Origin of the sequence: Campylobacter showae CC57C (genome assembly GCF_000344295.2) — a bacterium.
In the GTDB taxonomy this organism is placed as follows: Bacteria; Campylobacterota; Campylobacteria; order Campylobacterales; family Campylobacteraceae; genus Campylobacter_A; species Campylobacter_A showae_B.
The window spans coordinates 1-5,387 of record NZ_AOTD01000254.1 but is presented as its reverse complement, the minus strand read 5'-3'; the positions used below and the strand labels follow the sequence as shown (position 1 = coordinate 5,387).

Genomic DNA, 5,387 nt, shown 5'->3' with positions numbered 1-5,387 from the left:
AGTAGTCTGCCGCAGACTTAAAATTTCAAATCTCTCTCAAAAGCGCTCGCGAGACGACGCGTTAAACTCTACAAAGATTGTAGGATTTTAGGTTTGCTAAACGCCGTTATCGGCCTAATCTCCCCTTTAAATTTCTCAATCTGCGCAAGCACGGTGTGAGCCGAGTTGCTTTGCGCGAGTTTGGACGTGCCTTTGTCAAAGGTTAGCACATTTACGCAGCCATGCTGGCAAAGGCTCTTTTCGCCCCATTTTTCAGGGTCGTACCACGCGCCCTCGCAGATAGCTACGACGTGCTCGGGCACGATGTCGGTGACTAGCACGCCCGCTAGTATCTCGCCGCGGTCGTTAAATACGCGCGCAACGTCGCCAGTGGCTAGGCCACGCTCTTTGGCGTCTTTTGGATTTATTAAAACCGGCTCTCTACCGCTAACTTCGGCGAAATTTCTAATTATAGAGTTGTTTAGCTGGCTGTGCAGGCGGTAGCGAGAGTGCGGGCTAACGACGTGTAGCGGGTACTTTTTGCTAGCGTTGCCTAGCCACTCTTTTGGCTCGATCCACGTAGGCATCGGCGGGCAGTCGGCGTAGTTCATCTTCGCTATCGTCGGCGAGTAGATCTCTATCTTGCCAGACGGAGTGCCTAGGCGGTTTTTGGCGGGATTTTCGCGGAAGGCCGCTAGACGCGTGTATAGTTCGGTTTCCGTGTTGTCTTTTTCAAACCTCACGTAGCCTTTTTCGTAAAATTCCTCAAAGCTAGGCATGGTTAAACTTAGCCCCTTAGCCTGCTCGGCCGCGTCGGCGTAAAATTCCTTCATCCAGCCTAGCTCGTCCTTGCCCTCGCTAAATACCTCGCCTCTGCCCCAGCGTTTGCAAATTTGCTCGCAGATCCAAAAGTCGCTCTTGCTCTCGCCCATCGGCTCTATCGCCGGCCTATAAGCCACGATGTATTCGCCCGTAGCGCCCGTTTGGTTAATGTCGTTTCTCTCAACCTCGATAGCTACCGGCAGCACGATGTCGCTAAATTTTGCGGTGCTAGTCCAGTATGGCTCGGCGGTGATAACGGTGTCAAATTTTCGCCACTGTTTTACGATATTATTTACGTCCTGATGGCGCGTAAACATCGAGCCCGAGGCCATGTACGCCACTCTCATGTGCGGCAGCTTGATCTTAGTGCCGTCGTAGTCGATCTCTTTGCCCGGATGCTCTAGCGCCTCGATGCTGCGAGAGGACGGGATAGTGATGTTTTTAGTCGTTTTCCACGGCGCGCCGTCTACGTTTTCGTATCTCTCGTCGATGCGCGTGCTTAGGCCTTTTAGCACCGGAGCGATCTTGTCCGTAGCGCCCGCAGAGTCGTATCCTAGGCTAAACTCAAACCCAAGCCCCTCTTTGCCCACGTGTCCTAGCATCGCGTTTAGCGCCACTAGCGCCCAGAAAGGCTGCTCGCCGTGGTCGGCTCTTTGTAACGCGCGGCCGATCAGTACGGTCGTAGGCTCTTTGGCTAGACGCGTAGCAAACTGCGCTATCGTGCCCGCAGGTACGCCGCAAATTTTGCTCGCCCACTCGATGTCTTTTACGACTTTGTCTTGCGTGCCGAGGAAGTAGTCTTTAAATTTATTAAATCCGACCGTGTATTTTTTGATAAATTCCTCGTCGTAGAGGTTGTTCGTAAACAGATAATGGCACATACCGATGATGAGCGCGGTGTCGGTATTTGGGCGTACGATGATGTTTTCGCTGCCGTAGTAGCGCGCAGTGTCGTTTACCATGACGTTTACGCTATAGGTTTTGATGCCTTCTTTTTTGAGCTCCTGCATGCCTACGTATCCGTCGTGAGTCGGAGGGACTGATGAGATTTGATTGGTTACGACAGGATCGGTACCCCAAAATACTACGTTTTTAGCGTTTTTGACGATAGCTTTCCACTTCGTCGGCGCGTCGTAAACCGCGCTACCGCCTAGCACGTGAGGCATGATGACTAGACCCGCTCCCGTCGAGTAGTCGCCGCTTTCTTCTACGTAGCCGCCTAGTACTTTTAGCATCCTGTGCGCGACCGTACGACCCCAGCTGACCTTACCGCTACCGCCCCACCAGTAGCACTCGCCGTAGATAGCCTCGGCGCCGTATTTGTCGAAGTTTTCTTTTAAGGCTTTGGCTGCTAGATCAAGCGCCGTATCCCAGCTAACGCGCACGAACTCCTCTTTACCTCGCAGTTCGCTCTTTACCGCGCCTTTTGCTTTTAGATAGCTTTTGCGCACCATCGGATAGAGCACGCGGTTTTCGTTCTGCACGGAGTCGGGCAGGCTATAGTTCATTGTATTTGGAAATTTATCGCCCTCAAATTCGCTAACCGAAACGATCTGCGATGAGTTTAAATTTACCCAAAACGGGCCGAATCTGTTTGCGCCGAACACTTTTTTGTTGTCGAAAATCGTCTGCTTGACGCCCTCTATCCTACTAGCCTGTGCAGCCGTAGCCGCCAAGGCCGAAAATTTGATGAAATCTCGTCTTTTCATCGGTTTCTCCCTTATTTAATTCTCGCAGGAGCAAGCCCCTGCTGCGAACAGAGAGCATAATACTCCCTGCCCCTTCTGCTTGCAGTTGCGAAGTCGCATACCCAAGCAAAGCCAAATCGCCGATACTTGCGGCACCGGCGAGATTTGGCGACTCGTTTTCCGTTATTTACTTTTAAAACCCATATTTTATTAGCGGCGCTCGCTTGTTTTTGCAATGTGGTTGTTTAGCAAGCAGGGCGCCAGAAATTTAAGCCGGTAGCGTTAAATTTGCCCCCATAAAACATAAAATCCAAATTTAAAAGAACAAACGCCGCTAAATTTTACGCTTCAAGCGACGAGCAAATTTGATCTGGGCGCTAGGCGCGCCAAAGCCCTATTCTACGGTTTTTGCGTTATGCTGCAAGTATTTAACGATCAAATTTAGCTCCGTCTCCTCTAGCGAGACGTAGTTCGTATCGATCATCGACTGTAAATTTGCCGGCCACTGAGCCGCCGTAAAGCTGTTTGGCTCGTGCAAGCGGTGGCACGCCGAGCAGGTCTCCTCGTACTTTTGCTGAGCCTGTTTGTATAGCGCGTTTGCGTCGCTACCTAGCGCGTCTGTGGCAACTTCGTACGTGCCCTCGACCTCATACCAAAGCTCACCGTAGTCGTCCTCGACCTCTTTTATTTTCTTAAAATTTGTCTCGCTTTCGGCGTCAAAAACCGTGAAAATCTCGGCGTTTTTGACGCTTCGCTGTATCTGAGCTAGGTAGTTTGCCGAAACGGCGCCTTTTATCTTGATTTTAGCCTTTGCGCCGTCTTTGGAGACGACTTCGACCGGCGTTAAAACCTCGATCTTGCCGACCTTTTTACCGCCTAGCGATATATCGGTCGTCTTTGTCAAAACCTCGGCGTTTAAGCCTATCGCCGCCGCACAGGCCGCGATCAAAACGAATTTAAAACTTTTCATCGCACTTCCTTAAGAAAAATTATTAATGTAATTTTATAAATTTACGGCTTAAAATTACATCACTATATTTTATTACGAAGCGGATTTTATATATTAAAAATGGTAAAATTTGAAGCAAGAGTGCGGCAAACTGGGTCAAATTTGAAATTTGCTCAAATTTGCCGCGAGAGCAAAAGCCGCACGAACGGCGGCTAAATTTAACGAGCGATTAGTGTTTTTTAAGCCCCATCGCAGCGACGTCTAGCGCGATCTCTTCGTTATTTATCGTAATTAGTCCGCGCTCTAAAATTTTGCTTGCGATCGCGTGCGCCTCATCAAGCGAGTGCATTTTGTACGTGCCGCACTGATATTTGTTTAGCTCGGGGATGTCTTCTTGGTTTTTGACGCCCAGGATATCCTTCATAGACGCCGTCCATGCGGCTTTAACCGCATCTTCGCTAGGTACGCCGATCACACTCATATAAAAGCCCGTCCTGCATCCCATCGGCGAGATGTCGATGATTTCAACGCCCTTACCGTTTAAATGATCTCGCATAAAGCCCGCAAATAGGTGCTCTAGCGTGTGCGTGCCTTTTTCGGGCAAGATTTCCTCGTTTGGCTTGCAAAAACGCAAGTCAAACACGCTTATATCGTCGCCCTTTGGCGTTTTCATCGTCTTTGCCAGACGCACTCCGGGCGCGTTCATCCTCACGTGATCGACGCAAAAACTATCTAGTAGAGGCATACTTTCTCCTTATTTTTAACATAAATTCGGCGTGATTTTAGCTAAATTTACTAAATTCTAGCTCAAATTTGAGCTAATTAAAAGCCCGAATTAGCTCAGTTGGCTATCAAGCAGCCTTAAAAAATTTAAGTAACCCTCACGCGCTAAAATCGCTTTAATGCGGTGCGCATAAATGTAAAAATTTGACGGAAACTAGCTCAAATTTAGCGCGGCAAAGTCAAATTCTGATATAAAAAAGAGTTAAAAATTTGAAAGAAAAAATCGGGCAAAAAGCCCGACTAGAAGTATTAAATTTTAAGCAAAATGGGGTTTGATCTGCTCTATCCAAGCGCTGATTCTAGGCTCGGTTTTTTCGCTTTCGTTGTCCGCGTCAAGTGGCAGACCGACGAATTTACCGCCTCTTACGGCCTCTGATTCGTCAAATTTATATCCGTCCACGGACACTGCGCCCACTACGTTTGCGCCAGCTTTTACGACCTCATCGTATAGCTTGCCCATCGCACCGCAAAAGCTATCCGCGTAGCTCTCCGCATCGCCCGTGCCAAATATCGCAACCGTCTTTCCGCTAAGCTTTAGTCCGCCAAAATCAAACGCGTCCCAGTCGTCTTGCAGGTCGCCCGTACCCCAGGTAGAAACGCCCAAAATCAGCTTGTCAAAGCCGTTTAGCTTGGCCGCGTCGCAGTTTGCTACGTTTAAAAGCTCGTTTTCTAGCCCCAAATTCTCGGCTAAAAAGCTCGCCGCCTCTTCAGTATTTCCCATACTGCTTCCAAAAATGATACCTATCATTTAAATTTCCTTTAAAAAATATGATGACTTATCGTGTAGGGCACCAGTCGCAGCGATCCGCCGCATCCGCACTCCCGTCTGACCTCGATGTAGCGCGAGAAATTCGCGTTTCTCGGAGCTACGATGAACATCCTGTCAAACTCTCCGCCGCTAAGCGCCTCAAAGCCTTTAGCGATCTCGCAGTTAGCCAGATGAAACCGCTCTTTGGTTATCTCCTTAAAGCACGGCATAACGCCAAAAAGCTTGCGCCCGTCCTGCTCCGCAAAGATAATCCCGTCTTGAAAATAAACGTTTTTATCAAAATGTTTGGCGCGTATTTTATCATAAACAAACTGAGAAAACATTATGTCCGCGTCAAAACAAATTCCGTTTTGGGATTTTAGCATGAGTATAAGCCTTGCGGCGGGGGGCTTGGGGG

The 5,387-nt window shown here is 49.0% G+C and carries 4 protein-coding genes and 1 pseudogene; all 5 read right to left on the bottom strand.

Going from position 1 to position 5,387, the window contains the following annotated elements:
- Positions 1–68: 68 nt before the first annotated feature.
- Entirely contained in the window at positions 69–2,408 is a 2,340-nt protein-coding gene (locus tag H740_RS10420; RefSeq protein WP_231679357.1) for a molybdopterin-dependent oxidoreductase, read from the bottom strand.
- A gap of 475 nt (positions 2,409–2,883) precedes the next feature.
- Positions 2,884–3,459 (bottom strand): hypothetical protein, encoded by a 576-nt coding sequence (locus H740_RS10415; RefSeq protein ID WP_002953719.1) that lies wholly within the window; start codon positions 3,457–3,459, stop codon positions 2,884–2,886.
- A 208-nt stretch (positions 3,460–3,667) separates the two neighbouring features.
- A complete protein-coding gene (gene luxS, locus H740_RS10410; RefSeq protein ID WP_002953718.1) occupies positions 3,668–4,183 on the bottom strand; it encodes an S-ribosylhomocysteine lyase in 516 nt (171 codons plus the stop codon).
- A 294-nt stretch (positions 4,184–4,477) separates the two neighbouring features.
- Complete coding sequence (gene fldA, locus H740_RS10405) at positions 4,478–4,969, bottom strand: flavodoxin FldA (protein WP_002953717.1); 492 nt, start codon at positions 4,967–4,969, stop codon at positions 4,478–4,480.
- An 11-nt stretch (positions 4,970–4,980) separates the two neighbouring features.
- Positions 4,981–5,387, bottom strand: a pseudogene (locus tag H740_RS10400) (hypothetical protein); the annotation flags it as partial.